A 13,486-nucleotide genomic window follows, 5' to 3' on the forward strand; every position below is an offset into this window, starting at 1 on the left:
TCAAGATAAATTTTTGTATTAATCAACTAGTTAGTTCGATGATTAAAAATTTTCGTATTAAACTAGCTGAGAAAGGTGCAAATAAAAATATTATCTTTTTACAAATCAATTTGAAAGCAATTTTGAAATACAGAGGTGGTGGAATTTACGTAAAAAATATATAAAAGCAACAGGTTATTATAAAAAAATCTTTATCATTGTCTTACTGGATTTGATGTAAAAAATGTAGCTTATATGGAAATTGGTTATCCAGAAGTCGTAGAAATTGAGCAACTACCAAACTTTAGACATGGGTCTCATGTGATTCATATATCATCAATAAGCAGTATTGGTTATAATGTTACGATTTTTCAACAAGTAATAATTGGTGGGGTATCTGCCGGTAAACGTATCAAGATAGGTGCAAATTCAGTTGTAACGAAAGATGTTACCACAGATTCTACTATTGTTGGGTTTAATCGGATTATCTATCATGAAAATTTTATAAAATTTGATAACGAAAAGATAAAAATATGTTAAATTTTTTATATACAAATATGGGAAATAATATGCGAAATTTTATGCGCTTGGTTTTTAAAATGACAAGGTTTTTAGTGGTTCATAAATCGTACCCAGATGTGATGACTGCTGATGAGACTATAGATTTTATCATAAAAAACCATTGTTCTGTTTCAAGGTTTGGTGATGGGGAACTTTCCTATTTGGTTGGAAATCGCAATCCTACTTTTCAGCCATGGAGTAAAAAACTTGCAAATGAATTGAAAAATCTATCAAAATATAATGACAGTAATGAAAAAATTTTGGTTTGTATTCCAGATATATTTGATGATGCACGTTTGGATAGATTAACAGATAATATTAAAAGTTTTTGGATAATAAATAGGAAGAAGTACGCCTTTTATTGGAAAAACTTTTCTAAAAGTCATCAATATGGAGACTCACTGTTTTCACGTTTTTACACTATATTGAAAAACAAAGGGGAGGCAAAAATTTTTATTTCAAAAGTTAAAAATATTTGGAATAAAAAAAACGTACTGATTATTGAAGGAGAACTGTCTAGGTTAGGTGTAGGAAATGATCTTTTTGAAAATGCTTTAAAAGTTAGAAGGATTCTTGCTCCTTCTGTTAATGCTTATTCAAAAATTGATCAAATTGAGGAATACGTTACTTCTAAAATATCACGTAAGGATTTAATTCTTTTGGCATTGGGACCCACAGCAACAGTCTTAAGTATACGTCTATCAAATCTTGGTTATCAAGCTATTGATATTGGACATTTAGATATTGAGTACGAATGGTTAAAAATTCAGGCAGATAAAAGAGTTCCAATAGAAGGGAAATTTGTTTATGAGGCCGGTGATATGGATAAAAAAAGGATAATATCATCTCCGAAAAATGAACAGTATCAAAATGAAATACTCGTTAAAATATTATGAAAATATTAAAAAATTTCTTGTACTCTAGTGGCAATCAGATTTTGATAATGTTAATCCCTATTGTTACTGCTCCATATATCACACGAACACTTGGTACTACAGCGGTAGGAATAAATGCTTTCACTAGTTCAATAATTTCCTATTTTTTATTAATGGCTGCACTAGGAACGGGGGCTTTTGGATCAAGAGAAGTCGCATATGTGCAGAATGATAAAATAGCTAGAAGTAAAATTTTTTGGGAGATTAATTTTGTACAAGCAGTGACAACTCTAGTGTCTTTGATTATTTTTGTTACTTTTAATTTGTTTTATGGACAGTATACTTTTTTCTTTTACTTACAAGGAATTAATGTTTTTGCTGTATTGTTTGATGTAAGTTGGTATTTTTCTGGACGTGAAAACTTTAAGCTTATTATGGTGAGAAATATTACTGTTCGCATCACATTTGCATTAATGATTTTTATGTTTATAAAAAGTCCTAGAGATCTACCACTTTATATTTTGTTATATGCTTTATCTAACTTGATTGGCAACATTTCACTTTGGCCTTACTTAAGACTTGAAATATGTAAGCCAAAATTTAAAAAATTAAGGTTTTGGCGTAATTTAAAACCGTCGTTGGCATTTTTTACAGTGAGCGCACTGGCTCAGGTATATCAAATATTAAATAAAACTTTAATTGGTTTTTTTGCTTCGACTACTGCAGTTGGTTTTTTCAGTTTATCTGATCAAATAATTCGTCCATTTTTATGGTTAGTTCAAGCACTTTCTATTGTAATGGTCCCTCATATAGCAAAAAAGTTCGCATCTGGCGATAATAAAGGGGTAAAAAGCTCTATTTTACGCTCTTTTAATATTGGCTCAGGACTCTCTATTGCATTTTCATTTGGCTTAGCAGCAATTTCAATCAATTTTGCACCATTTTTCTTTGGGAATAAATTTGAAAAGGTTGGAATGATTATGTTTATCGAATCATCAATTATCATATTTAGTTATTTTGGTTCGGTTTTTGTGGGTCAATACTTACTTTCCGTTAACAGAATGAGAGAGGCTATGATCAGTTTCGGAATTGGTGCAATAACAAGTATTATATTAGGAATTCCACTAACAATAGCTTGGGGAGTCACAGGTGGAACTATTGCTACTGTTATAGCTGAACTAGTAGTTGCATTAGTTTCATCCTACTTTGTAAGAAAAGATATTGATTTATTTACCGCCTTTTTAGGACTCATTAAATATATTTTTGCTGGGTTAGTCATGTTTATAATTGTTTTTTGGATGAATAATCAGTTCGAAATGACGATTGTCCAATTGCTGTTACAGATTTTGGTGGGCGCTTTAGTTTATGTTATGGTTAATGCATTGTTGAAGACACAACTTTGGCAATTAAGTGCGGATATTTTTAGTAAATCTATTCGACATAAACAAAAAACTAAGTAATATTTAAGAATAAAGTTAATAAATAAATCGGCAAATTTATGTCTAGAGTACAAGGGCAAAAATGTTTTTCGATTTATGTTGCCATAGTAAAAGTAATAATATCGATGAAAAATATTTTTTCGAAAAATATAAAGAGAGTAGTTAGATTTACTGTTCTCGAAAAAATTTTTTATATTGAGTATTAATTTAATACCTTATCCTTCTTTAAGATATAAACTTAGAAAATAAATAGGATAAATCATATTTTTAACCAAATCTAAAAACAAGCAAAAAAAATATGAATTTGTTATAAGTGAAATTGAGGGTTCTAGAATAGTTAGATATTATTAAATTTATTTTAAAACAAGTTATTAGCTAATTTATTGATAATGCAAGGTAAAAAATAGGAAGGTGAAAAAATTAACATTCTTTTAGATATAAATTATTATCTTAAAATTTAGTATATAAAAATTAATATAAGAGATTGGATCTTAAATGAATTATATCTATGTCAGTCGAACTAAATTTTATTCAAACAAGTTTTTATATTTAAGCTTGGTCCTATCACTTTAAAATGGGAAAGATTTTGGGAGGAAAAAAGTGAAAATTGCAGTTGTTGGAACGGGTTATGTTGGCCTGTCAATTTCAGTACTCTTAGCACAACACAATGAAGTTGTTGCTTTGGATATAATTCCGGAAAAGGTAGCCTCGATTAATTCTAAGCGCTCGCCTATTGTGGATAAAGAAATCGAGGAGTTTTTGGCAAGTAAAGATTTGAATTTAATTGCGACTACTGACACAGAAATGGCAATCAAAGGAAGTGAGTTTGTGATTGTAGCAACACCTACTAGCTATGACGATTTAAAAAAATACTTTAATACAGATTCTGTGGAAGAGGTGATTGAAGAAGTCTTAGAGCTAAGTCCAAAAGCGACAATCATGATCAAGTCTACTATTCCAGTCGGATTTGTGATAAAGATGAGGGAAAAATATGGCGTTGATAACATCATCTTTTCACCTGAATTTTTACGAGAAGGAAGAGCATTGTATGATAATCTTTATCCTTCTCGAATTGTGATAGGAGAGCAATCTGAACGTGCCTCTCAATTTGCAGGGCTTTTGTTAGAAGGTGCAGTCAAAAAAGACGTTCCTGTCCTTTTGACGAATCCTACAGAGGCTGAAGCAATCAAACTTTTCTCAAATACATATTTAGCACTACGTGTGGCTTATTTCAATGAACTGGACACTTATGCAGAAATCCGCGGATTGAGCACCAAACAAATTATTGATGGTGTGGGACTTGATCCTCGTATTGGCACACACTATAATAACCCTTCATTTGGTTATGGAGGCTATTGCTTACCTAAGGACACTAAACAGCTTCTAGCCAATTATCAGGATGTTCCTGAGAATTTGATTGAGGCTATTGTAGCATCAAATAGTACTCGTAAAGATCATATTGCAGAAGTAATTTTGAAGCGAGAGCCATCTGTTGTTGGCATTTATAGGCTGACTATGAAATCAGACTCAGATAATTTCAGATCAAGTTCTATCCAAGGTATAATGAAGCGAATCAAAGCAAAAGGAATCGAAGTAGTAGTTTACGAGCCAACTTTGAAGGAAGATAATTTCTTTCACTCACGTGTCATCCGTGACCTTGAAGAATTTAAAAAACTTTCCGATGTTATCGTTTCTAATAGATTTGCAAAAGAGTTAGCTGATGTTGAAGGTAAGGTCTATACACGGGACTTATTTGGAAGAGACTAGATTTTAAAAATATATTTGATTGTATATAAAAGTCATTAATATTTGTTTGAAGATGGACCAAAGTTATTTATGAGAATATTAATAACTCAATGGTTAATAATATTCTCTTTGAAAAAATGTTTTATGGTACAATAAATTACATAAAAACAGGGAGTGAGAAATGCAACGTAAGAGAAAAAAGAAAAGGCGATCTTTATGGTTGTTTCTCATCATTTTGGTGATTCTTATCATTGGAATAGGTACATATTTTGTTAAAAGTTTTTTTGCCCCAGCAAATTCTGTATCCAAAACAATTTTGAGCAAAACTAACAGTCCAACTCAAACGAGTGTTCAAAACGGTTATGTGTCCCAAAGCAGTAGTGAAGTTCAAGCAGCTTTAAGTACTGGGTTTGTTGCTGATGCAGGCACTCCTGAGTGGGTAAAGGTTCCTTCTCCTAAAAAATTAAATAAATTCACGGATCTTTCAAAAAATGGTCTCACGATTTATCGAATCAATAATCCAGAAGTATTGAAGACGACACAGACTCTTGCACAGACTCTTGTACGTATGTCTGATATGATTGCTATTTATCCCAACACACTCATAATGAATGCTTCCGCATTCGCTATGGGGACTACAAATGAAGTGGTTGGACTTCAAATTAATAATGGGAAGCTTTTAGGTGACTGGCCACCAACAGGAACACAATATGCTTTTGTCATTAATAAAGATGGCTCATGTAAGATTTATGATTCGGCTACGTCAGCTGACACGATTATTCAAAATGGTGGGATGCAGAGTTATGACTTTGGAGCAGCATTAATCCGTGATGGTCAAGTTGTTCCAAGTGATGGCTCAGTCAATTGGGAAATTCACGCTTTTATTGCTAATGACAAAGATAATAATCTTTATGTTATTTTAAGTGATACAAATGCTGGTTATAACACAATCATGGCGGGTGTTAAAGACTTGAACCTAAAGAATATGCTTCTTTTAGATAGCGGTGGATCTAGCCAACTTTCTGTTAATGGTAAGGTAATTGTGGCAAGCCAGGATGATCGTGCTGTTCCTGATTTTATTGTGATGAGGTAAAAAAGTTACCTGGATAAAATAAGTAATTATACTATATAAAGATATATAAAATAAAAAAATGGATTGAACATTTAAATTCAATCCATTTTTTATTTTAAAGTTTTCTCAAACAGTGCTTTGACATTATTAAGCTCATCTGCACTAATCATTTGAATTCCATTTTGATCAGAAGAATGAAGATTTAGTTTACCAGTATTAGTAAGGGCCTTGTTGTAGTGCAACGCAATTTCTTTAAATTCATTGAAGCTAATATTTGTTTTGACTGTGTCCCCAAAAGCATAAAGGATATTTCGATAATAATTAAAGTTTAACTTAAGATTGCTTTTATTTGTTAAGCCCTTAATGTTTTGGTAGAGTGCCATTGAAACGTTTTGTAATCGTGTAATCATAGCTGCTTGATCGTTTGTGTCAATTTGAGAAAGATAGGCCGTGACTTGATCGGAGGTACTTAGTGTAACAGTACCTTGATTAAATTTATAACCATTTGAGACAAACGTTCTAGGATTTTGTATACTCACACCACCTGTAGTTTCGATTAATTCTCCCATTTTATTAACATTTACATTGACAATTTTATTTATTTTCAATCCCAACAATGTTTGAATGCTTTGAAGTAGGCCATTTGTACCTCCAGTTGAGTAAATTGAATTAATTGTGGTTTGATCAGGTAGAACATCTGTCACAGGAAAGTTCAGGATGGTTGTTTTCTGAGTTTGATCATTAGTTGAGGAGACCGCAGTAGCATAGACCTGTTTCTGATTGTTGGTTGTTCCAGTAAGAACCAACAAAGTTGTGAAAGGTTGCTTCTTAGAAAAGTCAACTGCAGTTGTTTTAGAATTGGCACTATAAGCATTATTATAGCCATTTTCTACGCTTTTATAAACACCATAAGTGATGCCACCAATGAGAAGGACTAGAAGTACAAGAACACTTAGAAAGATCTTTAGACCTAAATGTCGTTTTCTGCGATGGCGACGATGATGGTGGCGTTGTTGCTCACTCATTTATACACTCCTCAAAACTAACATATTTTTTATTATAGCATAATATTAGCTCTGTGATAGGCTCAGTTGAGGATAGATAGTATCAAGGTCGATAAAAGAATAAGCATGAGTTGAGTTTTAAAGCTTAAATAAAATCAAATAATTGTATAAGCAATAAGTATTGTCGGGTATATTTTTGTGGAGAAAAGTTCACCTTGGAAATTATAATTTTGAAGCCTGTGATATAATTATTTTATGAAATTTAAAGCTGTAATTTTTGATATGGATGGTGTAATTGTAGATACTGAACGTTTTTTCCACCAAAAACGTTTAGACTATCTTGAAAATATGGGAATCGATACTTCTTCATTTCCTCGATCATACTTTGCCGGTGGACGTATGAGAGATATGTGGCCGTTTTTACTTGGTGAGAGATATCATGAAGAGGATGCTGAGACTCTTCAAGCAGATTACACGGCCTTTAAAGAGTCTACAAATTACTCATATCATGATCTTCTTTTTTCAGATGCGTATGATTTGCTTGATTTTTTAAAAATCGAAAACTATAAAATTGGAATTGCTTCAAGCTCTGATCATAAGCAAATTCAACGCTGTTTTGATGAAGGCGGGATTGGCAACTATTTTGATGTTGCTTGCTCCGGTGAAGATTTTAAAGAAACAAAACCAAACCCAGAAATTTATTTAAAGACGATGGAGATGCTTGGAGTTAGCCCAGAAGAAACTTTGATTATTGAAGATTCAAGTATGGGAATTGAAGCAGGAAAATCAGCAAAAGCGACCGTATGGGCAATCAGAGATACATTTTTTGGGTTAGATCAGTCTCATGCAGATCGTTTAGTTGAAAGCTTGACTGAAGTAAAAGAGATACTTAATAGGAGTTCTGGGAAAAGTGCTGACAGATCTTGAGTTAACCCAATATGTTGATCAGCTAAGCCACTTGAAATTTGGCCAGTCTTTCAGACATAATGCTGTCTGGAACATCCGTTTGCGTACAACGGGTGGTCGTTTTTTTCCAAAAGATGGCCACTTGGACTTTAATCCAAAATTTGCTGATCATGAGAGCCTAGATAAAATTATTTTGCATGAGCTTTGCCACTATCATCTCTATTATGCCCACGCTGGATATAAACACGAAGATAAAGATTTTAAGATGCTTTTGAAGAAGGTAGGCGGCTCTCGGCATGCTCCATCTCTTTCATCCAAAAAGATTCATTACCTTTATATGTGTGAGTCCTGCGGTCGCTCATATCCTCGCCAAAGAAAGATTGACACATTGAAATATCGCTGTGGCAAATGTCGCGGAAAATTAAAAGCTATCAAAAATGCTTCCTGATTTCTCAGAAAGCATTTTGTTTTTCAATTATATCTTTAATTATTTATCTGGACTCATGACCATAGGCACCACCAAAGGTTCTCTTTCAGTCTCACGATAGAGGAAAGGACCTAAAGCATCGCGCATTGCACGTGCCACGCCAGCTTCATTGATACCTTCTTCATTTAAAGCGGTACGAATGGCATTGAAGAGGACACGTTGCCCGCTTCGAATCAAATCGCCTGATTCACGCATATAGATAAACCCACGACTGAGTAAGTCTGGACCCGCAACAATTTTCTTCTTGGCAATGTCTACGTTGGCAACTGCAATCACGATACCATCTTCAGACAACTCATGACGGTCATGTAAGACCGCATTTCCGATCCCACCAATATCATTACCGTCAACATAAATGTCATCAGCACGGAAGTGATCTGCGAGACGAGCAGTATCACGTGTTAAAGCAAGGACGTCTCCATTTTCATGGATGAAACAGTTTTCTTTAAGAACACCAGTGTCTTGAGCAAGACCAGCGTGGATCTTCAACATACGATACTCACCGTGGATTGGCATGAAGAATTTAGGCTTAATCAATCTCAACATGAGCTTTTGTTCTTGTTGACCACCGTGACCGGAAGTATGTATGTTGTTCATCTTACCGTAAATAACTTCCGCACCAGCTTCTGCGATCGTATTAATCAATCTATTCACGCCAGAAGTGTTACCAGGAATCGCGTTTGATGAAAAGACAACTGTATCACCTGTTTGTAGGGTGATATGCCGGTGCATCCCATTTGCAATACGTGACAAAGCAGCCATTGGTTCACCTTGAGAACCTGTACACATAATGACAAGCTTCTCTGAAGGGACTTTACTCACTTCAGAAGGGTCAATAATTGTTCCTGCAGGTGCATGAATATAACCAAGCTCAAGTCCGTTCACAATAGATTTTTCCATAGAGCGTCCAAAGACGACAACTTTACGGCCAGTTTTTACAGCGCCATCAATGGCTTGTTGTAAACGGAACATATTTGAGGCAAATGATGCGAAAATGATACGGCCTTCAATACGTTCAAAAATGTTAATGATATTGGCACCGACAACCTTTTCAGAATTTGAGAAAATTGGAATTTCTGCATTAGTTGAATCTGACATGAGAAGAAGGACACCTTCTTCACCAAGTCTTGCCATCTTATGCAAATCAGCTGGCTCACCTACTGGTGTAAAGTCAAACTTAAAGTCACCTGTTTCAACAATGACACCTTCTGGTGTGTGAATTGCTACCGCCACTGGTTCTGGAATTGAGTGTGTGGTGCGGAAGAAATCAACCCACATATCACCGCCAAATTTCAAGACTGAATCGACATTGATTTCGAAAAGTTTGGCATCACGAAGGAGCCCGTGTTCTTCCAATTTACCACGGATTAAAGCAAGAGAAAGTGGACCTGCATAAATTGGTAGGTTCACTTGTTTTAAAAGCCAGGGAATTCCACCAATATGATCTTCGTGACCGTGGGTGATTACTACCCCCTTGATTCGATCTTGGTTCTCAATGATGTAATTGTAATCTGGAATGATATAGTCAATCCCTAAAAGATCATCGCCTGGGAACATAACGCCGGCATCAATGATGATGATTTCATCCTTGTACTCGACTCCATAACAGTTTTTTCCAATTTCGCCCAGTCCGCCTAAAGCATAGACTGCCACTTCGTTGGATTTAATTTTTAATTTTGTAGGCATCTGGCCCTTTCTATAGTTTTCAATAGAATGCTTGAAAACTAATTTTCTATTGTATTTTTATGGTTTTTAATAATTTCATAAAATAACAAAAAACTCTGTCATTCCACTAATATAAAGTGATTGACAGATTCTAATTTATTCAGTTGTTTTGATTACTTAATTTCTGTTAATTTGAATGGTGCATTCTCTTTTTCGTATTCGAGAGCCCCACCTGTAAGAGCATCCATAAACTCAATACGATAATTTGTTTTTGACATGATTAATTCGCGAAGAAGGATGGTACCTTCAAGTACCTCAGTTGCATCAACTTCAACATACATGCTATAGGTATTTTCACGGCGGGGTGTTGTATCTTTATTTTCTTGATAAAAAACTTTAAAAATCATCTAATGTTTATTCCTTTTATTATTTATTTAATTTTCTGCCTTTTGCAATTACTTTCATTTTACCATATATCATGAAATATAAAAAGGCTTGAGGTTCCTTCCTTGAGAAGAATTTAAAAAATTGCTTGTTTTTATGTGGCAAAGAGCTTTTGTGTCTGGCTTAGATGACGATCTTTTTGGTAAACTTATGTAACTTTATTAAAAACTTTTCAGAAAGAACAAGCTTCATTTATGGAAATTATGCACAGAATGTCAACTCTGAAGAGTGAATCTGTTGGGTTAGCAAATAATCACACATTGTCTTCGTTTTAATTATGAAAATGTCCTTGAATTGATTTAGGAGATTTTCTTCACTTCGTAGAGTGCTTAAAACTTTATAGCGTGTTGTTTTACTTGGATTATTTTTGATTCTGAATTTTGCATTTAGTCCTCTTTTACCCTATAATAAATAGATATGAAAGTACTAGCATTTGATACCTCAGCCATTGCTACATCGGTTGCGATTGTTGATGACGGAAAGTTATTAGCTGAAATTTTACTTAACACCTCTTTGAATCACTCAGTGACATTAATGCCAACGATTGATTTTTTAATGGCTCAGGTTGGTTTAAAGCCCAAAGATTTGGATCGGATAGCTGTCTCTCAGGGCCCTGGTTCTTATACAGGGTTGCGTATAGCAGTCACGGCAGCAAAGACGCTTGCTTGGACTCTAAAAATTGACTTGGTTGGTCTTTCAAGCCTTGAAGCTATTGCGGCTCGAGTTAAAGAAAACACGGTTGTTATTCCATTGATGAATGCCCGTAGAGGAATGGTTTATGCAGGTGTTTATCGTTCGGGTCAAAGTTTGATAGAGGATCAACATATTGAGCTGTCTAAATTCTTACCAACTCTTTCTTCATATGATAATCTCATTTTCACAGGAGATGCAGAAATGTTTGTGGAAGAAATTCATTTAGTCTTTCTAGATGCAAAGATTATTATGGATGCACCAGAGAATCTTCCCTCAGCTTTTGACTTGGCAAGAATTGCAAGTCATCGAGAACCAGTCGAAAATATTCATGATTTTAATCCAATTTACCTAAAAAAAGTAGAAGCTGAAGAAAAGTGGGAGGAAGCAAGTGGGCTTGTGGCAGATGATAAAGACTTGGTTTCACAGGTCTAAAAAATCTTCTGAAGTTTCAGATTTCAAATTTAAAAATGCAAAGACAGTCGATTTTCGTTTTGCGACAGAGGCTGACATTAAGCAGCTACTTGCTGTGGAACGTGAGGTCTACGAGGAAATACCTTGGACTGCCAGCCATTTCAAGCATGAAATAAATGAAAATCGCTATGCTTGCTTTATTGTGGCAGAAGAATCGGGAATAATTCTTGGTTACATTGGCCTTCGTTGGGATAGAAAACATACAGATTTTCATATTTCTAATTTCATTGTGAGGAAGACTGAACAGGGTCAAGGACTTGGTTCAGAGCTTTTTGATAATGCGCTTGAGCTGTCAAAGATTCTTGAGATTTCTAAAATGTCGCTTGAAGTTGCACTGGAAAATCGTGGAGCTCAGGGATTTTATAGGAAGCGGGGCTTTGAAAGCGAACGAATTCTGTCTCATTACTATTCCGATGGAAACGACGCACTGGAAATGCTTAAGGAGATTTAATGAGGATTAAGAATAACCGCTTGGTGGCTAATTGTAATGCTCTTGCAAAAGAAATCTACAATATTTTATCCAGCAATTATGAAAAATCTCCATGGACTTTGAAGCAAATTAAAGACGATATGAACCTTCCTAGTAGTCTTTATTTCCTAGCATATGATGATAAGAAGAACTTGGTTGGCTTTATGGCGACTGTGCAAGTTGTAGATGAGACAGAAATTACGAATATTGCTGTTTCATCTGATTCTCAACGACAAGGAATTGCTGAAGCCTTATTGAGCCAATTAAATGAACGACAAGGAATTTTATTTCTTGAAGTACGTGAAGGAAACTTTCCAGCTCGAAGGCTTTATCAAAAACTTGGTTTTGAAGAGTTTAATCGAAGAAAGTCGTATTATTCTAATCCAGTTGAAGATGCCTTACTTATGAAAAAGGAGCAGTTTTTATGAAAGATAAATTTGAAAATTATATATTAGCCATAGAGTCTTCTTGTGATGAGACTTCAGTGGCTGTTTTAAAAAATGGCCAAGAACTTCTGACAAATGTAATTGCGACACAGATAGCTAGTCACAAACGTTTTGGGGGAGTAGTGCCTGAAATTGCAAGTCGTCACCATACTGAACAAATTACTTACTGTATTGATGCCGCTTTAGATGAGGCTGGGATCCCTCTTGAAGAGTTGTCTGCGGTCGCAGTAACTGAGGGACCGGGTCTAGTAGGAGCTCTTTTGGTTGGTATGACTGCTGCCAAAGCTTTTGCTTGGGCACATGAACTTCCGTTAATTGGCGTGAATCATATGGCCGGTCACTTAATGGCTGCCAATTTACCAGATTCAGGCGGCCCGATTGAATATCCAGCTTTATCTCTCCTTGTTTCTGGAGGACACACAGAACTTGTTTATGTTGCAAAAGAAGGGGAGTACAAGAAAATTGGTGAAACCCGGGATGATGCAGTTGGCGAAGCCTATGATAAGGTAGGACGTGTGATGGGGTTGACCTATCCATCAGGTAAGGCCATTGACCAAATGGCTCACGAAGGAAAAGACGTTTATAATTTCCCTAGAGCGATGATCAAAGAGCCAGGTTATGAGTTTTCATTTTCAGGGTTAAAATCTGCTTTTATTAATCTCGTTCACAATGCTGAACAAAAAAGCGAGGTTCTGAAAAAGAGAGATTTAGCAACAAGTTTTCAGGCAGCTGTCCTCGATATCTTATTGGCAAAAACGAAATCTGCTTTGGCAGAGTTCCCAGAGATCAAAACTCTTGTTGTAGCTGGGGGAGTCGCAGCTAATAAAGGCTTGCGTGAACGCCTTGCCGAAGAAATAACAGATATTAAAGTAATTATCCCACCACTCAGGCTCTGCGGAGATAATGCTGGGATGATCTCGTCGGCGGCATATGCAGAATATAAAGCTAAGAGTTTTGTAAAATTAGATGAAAATGCTTATCCGAGTATGGCATTTGACACAATCAAATAAGAATGAGGATTTAGAATATGAAATTTACTTTTCAAATTGAGAATGGAATGACCTTTACAGAGGAGTTTGATACACCTGCTGACTTTATTGTAGGGCAGTTGGATGATTATGATGTGCTACCAGATAGTGGAAAAGTTTTAGAACTTGTGGTAAATGGTGAAAAAGTAGACTTTGAGGGGACCGTTCTAGATCTCTATAATTTATACGCTTAATGATTAA

The 13,486-nt window shown here is 35.1% G+C and carries 15 protein-coding genes; 12 read left to right on the top strand and 3 right to left on the bottom strand.

Annotated elements, in window-relative coordinates:
* The first annotated feature begins 234 nt into the window (after positions 1–234).
* The 5 genes from HNQ37_RS04310 (at position 235) to HNQ37_RS04330 (ending at position 5,693) form a co-directional block, all read left to right on the top strand.
* Positions 235–519, top strand: a complete 285-nt coding sequence (locus HNQ37_RS04310) for an LbetaH domain-containing protein (protein WP_183539647.1) — start codon at positions 235–237, stop codon at positions 517–519.
* A 29-nt stretch (positions 520–548) separates the two neighbouring features.
* On the top strand, positions 549–1,436 hold the full coding sequence (locus tag HNQ37_RS04315) for a GT-D fold domain-containing glycosyltransferase (RefSeq protein ID WP_183539649.1): 888 nt from the start codon (positions 549–551) through the stop codon (positions 1,434–1,436).
* Positions 1,433–2,875, top strand: a complete 1,443-nt coding sequence (locus tag HNQ37_RS04320) for an oligosaccharide flippase family protein (protein WP_183539651.1) — start codon at positions 1,433–1,435, stop codon at positions 2,873–2,875. The genes HNQ37_RS04315 and HNQ37_RS04320 overlap by 4 nt, the downstream gene beginning before the upstream one ends.
* 579 nt (positions 2,876–3,454) lie before the next feature.
* On the top strand, positions 3,455–4,621 hold the full coding sequence (locus tag HNQ37_RS04325; protein WP_183539653.1) for a nucleotide sugar dehydrogenase: 1,167 nt from the start codon (positions 3,455–3,457) through the stop codon (positions 4,619–4,621).
* 160 nt (positions 4,622–4,781) lie between these two features.
* A complete protein-coding gene (locus tag HNQ37_RS04330; protein ID WP_183539655.1) occupies positions 4,782–5,693 on the top strand; it encodes a phosphodiester glycosidase family protein in 912 nt (303 codons plus the stop codon).
* Between the two features lie 89 nt (positions 5,694–5,782).
* On the opposite strand, the gene HNQ37_RS04335 is transcribed toward HNQ37_RS04330, so the two are convergent.
* Positions 5,783–6,697, bottom strand: coding sequence for an LCP family glycopolymer transferase (locus HNQ37_RS04335; RefSeq protein WP_183539657.1), 915 nt, complete (start codon positions 6,695–6,697; stop codon positions 5,783–5,785).
* Positions 6,698–6,931: 234 nt separating this feature from the next.
* Between HNQ37_RS04335 and HNQ37_RS04340 the strand changes: the two genes are divergently transcribed.
* Both HNQ37_RS04340 and HNQ37_RS04345 read left to right on the top strand, forming a co-directional pair.
* Positions 6,932–7,603, top strand: coding sequence for an HAD family hydrolase (locus HNQ37_RS04340; RefSeq protein WP_183539659.1), 672 nt, complete (start codon positions 6,932–6,934; stop codon positions 7,601–7,603).
* Positions 7,587–8,030, top strand: coding sequence for a SprT family protein (locus HNQ37_RS04345; RefSeq protein WP_183539661.1), 444 nt, complete (start codon positions 7,587–7,589; stop codon positions 8,028–8,030). The genes HNQ37_RS04340 and HNQ37_RS04345 overlap by 17 nt, the downstream gene beginning before the upstream one ends.
* A gap of 39 nt (positions 8,031–8,069) precedes the next feature.
* Here HNQ37_RS04345 and rnjA read toward each other — a convergent pair whose 3' ends face one another.
* Complete coding sequence (rnjA, locus tag HNQ37_RS04350; RefSeq protein WP_183539663.1) at positions 8,070–9,755, bottom strand: ribonuclease J1; 1,686 nt, start codon at positions 9,753–9,755, stop codon at positions 8,070–8,072.
* A 152-nt stretch (positions 9,756–9,907) separates the two neighbouring features.
* The gene (locus tag HNQ37_RS04355; protein ID WP_183539665.1) at positions 9,908–10,141 is read right to left on the bottom strand and encodes an RNA polymerase epsilon subunit; all 234 of its coding nucleotides are present in this window, start codon (positions 10,139–10,141) and stop codon (positions 9,908–9,910) included.
* 454 nt (positions 10,142–10,595) lie between these two features.
* Between HNQ37_RS04355 and tsaB the strand changes: the two genes are divergently transcribed.
* From tsaB to HNQ37_RS04380, 5 genes are read left to right on the top strand one after another with little or no spacing between them, the layout of a single operon-like run.
* The gene (gene tsaB, locus HNQ37_RS04360; protein WP_183539668.1) at positions 10,596–11,303 is read left to right on the top strand and encodes a tRNA (adenosine(37)-N6)-threonylcarbamoyltransferase complex dimerization subunit type 1 TsaB; all 708 of its coding nucleotides are present in this window, start codon (positions 10,596–10,598) and stop codon (positions 11,301–11,303) included.
* A complete protein-coding gene (gene rimI / locus HNQ37_RS04365) occupies positions 11,275–11,793 on the top strand; it encodes a ribosomal protein S18-alanine N-acetyltransferase (protein WP_183539670.1) in 519 nt (172 codons plus the stop codon). Before tsaB ends, rimI (HNQ37_RS04365) begins: the two co-directional genes overlap by 29 nt.
* On the top strand, positions 11,793–12,239 hold the full coding sequence (rimI, locus tag HNQ37_RS04370) for a ribosomal protein S18-alanine N-acetyltransferase (protein ID WP_183539671.1): 447 nt from the start codon (positions 11,793–11,795) through the stop codon (positions 12,237–12,239). The genes rimI (HNQ37_RS04365) and rimI (HNQ37_RS04370) overlap by 1 nt, the downstream gene beginning before the upstream one ends.
* Positions 12,236–13,267, top strand: coding sequence for a tRNA (adenosine(37)-N6)-threonylcarbamoyltransferase complex transferase subunit TsaD (gene tsaD, locus HNQ37_RS04375; protein ID WP_183539673.1), 1,032 nt, complete (start codon positions 12,236–12,238; stop codon positions 13,265–13,267). Before rimI (HNQ37_RS04370) ends, tsaD begins: the two co-directional genes overlap by 4 nt.
* A gap of 17 nt (positions 13,268–13,284) precedes the next feature.
* Complete coding sequence (locus tag HNQ37_RS04380; protein WP_183539675.1) at positions 13,285–13,479, top strand: DUF4649 domain-containing protein; 195 nt, start codon at positions 13,285–13,287, stop codon at positions 13,477–13,479.
* The last annotated feature ends 7 nt before the right edge of the window (positions 13,480–13,486 follow it).

The organism is Lactovum miscens (assembly GCF_014202895.1).
In the GTDB taxonomy this organism is placed as follows: domain Bacteria; phylum Bacillota; class Bacilli; order Lactobacillales; family Streptococcaceae; genus Lactovum; species Lactovum miscens.